The sequence below is a fragment of the Streptomyces sp. UNOB3_S3 genome (assembly GCF_020740895.1).
In the GTDB taxonomy this organism is placed as follows: domain Bacteria; phylum Actinomycetota; class Actinomycetes; order Streptomycetales; family Streptomycetaceae; genus Streptomyces.
Map to the genome: position 1 here is coordinate 1 of NZ_JAILXP010000573.1, position 2,999 is coordinate 2,999.

Consider the following 2,999-nt stretch of genomic DNA (forward strand, 5'->3'; position numbering starts at 1 on the left):
GCATCAGGTGGGGGAGGGCGAGCGGGTCGCCGGCGATCTGGACGTCGCTGTTCATGGGGTGTGGTTCCTCGGCGCGGGTGCCGGTACGGCGGCGCGGGAGCGCGCGGACGCACGGCAGGAGCGATCAGAGACAGGAAGGAGAAGCGGGGCTGCGACACGGCAGCGAGGGTGATCTCAGGTGAGGGAGATCAGCTGGAGCTGGGGGAGCCGGATACCGGCTTCGGTCGCGTCAACAGCTGGAACAGCGACAGCGCGCCTGCGCAGCACAGCGGGACCCGTAGGCACGGGTCAGGCTGAGGTTCCCCGGGGCGGAGGCCAGGGGGAGGGAGGTCGCTGGCATGTCACCAAGGAGACCGGCTCGTCCACGCCTCTGTCAACCGGGTGTCCGTTTTGGGGGGATCTTTCACCCGTGCGGTTACTGATTGGAGTGAAGGGTTTGCGTGGCGGTGTGTATGGACACCGGACGGGCGACCGGGGTCGTCAAGATCGGGTGCAACGGGTTCGCCGCAGGTCGCGTCCTTCTCTTCGAGGCGGGAAGACCCCTGTCCCGGTCCGGGTCGGAAGTGGCTTTTGTTGCGAGTGGTGGATGTGTCCACTCTTGAGGTGGTTTGGCAACTTTCCGCGCGCCCTTGGTTCCGCAGAGTGAATAAGGGGCCCAATAGCAGATCCCGGCTTGACTGCCCCGGATCGGCGCACTTGTAATTTCACTCGTGTCGTTCTGCCGCACCTGACCACCTGACACGCGGCAGCACACGGGGACGCATTGACAGACGAGGGGCGCACATGACCGAGCTGTTCCAGCAACTGCTGGTCGAGGAGGCGGACGAGGAGCTCGGCTGGCAGGAGCGCGCGTTGTGCGCTCAGACCGACCCCGAGTCCTTCTTTCCCGAAAAGGGCGGATCCACACGCGAGGCGAAGAAGGTCTGTCTCGCTTGCGAGGTCCGTTCCGAGTGCCTTGAATACGCGCTGGCCAATGACGAACGCTTTGGCATCTGGGGCGGTTTGTCCGAGCGCGAGCGCCGCCGCCTCAAGAAGGCCGCGGTCTGACCGGACCGGCGTCATGACCTGACGGGATGTCCTGTTCAAGGCCGGCCGTGCCACGGCCGGGCAAGGGGACCACGGAGCCGTCCGCTCCACCCACCTCCGCACCACACTCCATACCGCACGGTCCGCCTCTCGCGCCCCGCAAGCGAGAGGCGGACCGCTGTGTTCACAGCCACTGTGTTCACAGCCACTAGGGTGGGGGCCCGTCCGAGACGTACCGACGCCCTCCCCGGCCCCGCGCCCGCAAGAGCGGCGCTCACACGTCCATCGCAGTCTCCACTGAACCGGGGCCCGCACCTGACATGTTCGACCCCACCATCCCCGCGCTGCTCGACCCGGCCCTGCCACCCGCGTTCCCGCGCCACGTCGTCACCGCCGTACTCGTCGCCCACGACGGCGCCCGCTGGCTGCCCGACGCCCTCGCCGGGCTGCTCGGCCAGGAACGCCCCGTCCAGCATGCCGTCGCCGCCGACACCGGCAGCGCCGACGACTCCCGCCGGCTGCTGGCCGACGCCCTCGGCGCCGACCACGTCCTCCACCTGGCCCGGCGCGCCGGCTTCGGCACCGCCGTCGACGAGGCCGTCCGCACGGCCCCCGTCCTGACCGCCGACGACCTGCCCTACCTCAGGCGCTCCAGCGGCTGGGACCCCGCCGGCCGCACCTGGACCGAGGACGCCCCCGGCGCCGACCGCGCCGACCTCGAACCCGTGCAGTGGCTCTGGCTGCTCCACGACGACTGCGCGCCCGAGCCCGCCGCCCTCCACGAACTGCTGCGCGTCGCCGAGGCCGAACCGGACGCGGCCGTCATCGGCCCCAAGCTCCGCAGCTGGTACGACCGCCGCCAGCTCCTCGAGACCGGCGTCTCCATCGCCCGCAGCGGCCGCCGCTGGACCGGCCTCGAACGCCGCGAACAGGACCAGGGACAGCACGACCAGATCCGGTCCGTCCTGTCCGTCTCCACCGCGGGCATGCTGGTGCGCCGCGACGTCTGGCAGGAGCTCGGCGGCTTCGACCCCCGCCTCCCGCTCATGCGCGACGACGTCGACCTGTGCTGGCGCGCCCACGCCGCAGGCCACCGCGTCCTCGTCGCCCCCGACGCCGTCCTGCGCCACGCCGAGGCCGCCTCCCGCGAGCGCCGCCCCGTCGACTGCGCCGGCCGCAAACCGGCCAACCCCCACCGCGTCGACAAGGCCGGCGCCGTCTACACCCTCCTCGCCAACACCCGTGGCGCGCTCCTGCCGTACGTCATGCTCCGGCTCGTCATCGGCACCCTGCTGCGCGTCCTCGGCTACATCGTCGGCAAGGCACCCGGACAGGCCCTCGACGAACTCGCCGGATTCGCCGGCGTCCTCCTGCGCCCCGGGCGCGTCCGCGCGGCGCGCAAACGACGCGGCGAGCCCCGGATCGCCCCCGCGGAACTCCGGCCGCTCTTCCCGCCCCCCGGCGCGACCGTCCGCGCCACGATCGAACAGCTCGCGAGCGACATCGGCGCCCGCACCGACGACACGGCACCCTCCGCCGGACGCCACGGCGGAGCCGTCGAGTCCGGCCCCGGCGGGGACGACGCCGACTACCTGGAGATCGAGCAGTTCGCCCGGCTCAGGCGGCTGGCCCGCAAGCCCGCGCCCGTCCTCTTCACGCTCCTGCTCCTCGTCTCCGCCCTCGCCTGCCGCGACCTGTTCGGCGGCGGCGCGCTCTCCGGCGGCGCCCTCCTGCCCGTCCCCGAGCACCTCTCCGGCCTGTGGTCCGCCTACACCGACGGCTGGCACCCGGTCGGCGTGGGCAGCACCGAGAACGCGCCCCCCTACCTGGCCGTCCTCGCGACCCTGGCGACGCTCCTCCTCGGCTCCACCGGCACCGCCCTCACCGTCCTGCTGGTCTGCTCGGTCCCGCTGGCCGGGCTCACCGCCTACTTCGCCGCCCGCCCCCTCATCGCCTCCCGCCCGCTGCGCGCC

At 72.2% G+C, this 2,999-nt stretch carries 2 protein-coding genes; both read left to right on the forward strand.

Annotation, left to right across the window (positions count from 1 at the left end; all coding sequences use genetic code 11):
* The first annotated feature begins 783 nt into the window (after positions 1-783).
* Positions 784-1,047, forward strand: coding sequence for a WhiB family transcriptional regulator (locus K6I33_RS33770; RefSeq protein ID WP_004952403.1), 264 nt, complete (start codon positions 784-786; stop codon positions 1,045-1,047).
* A 299-nt stretch (positions 1,048-1,346) separates the two neighbouring features.
* Positions 1,347-2,999, forward strand: a 1,653-nt coding sequence (locus tag K6I33_RS33775) for a glycosyltransferase family 2 protein (protein ID WP_229358609.1), incomplete at its 3' end; no start/stop codon positions are given.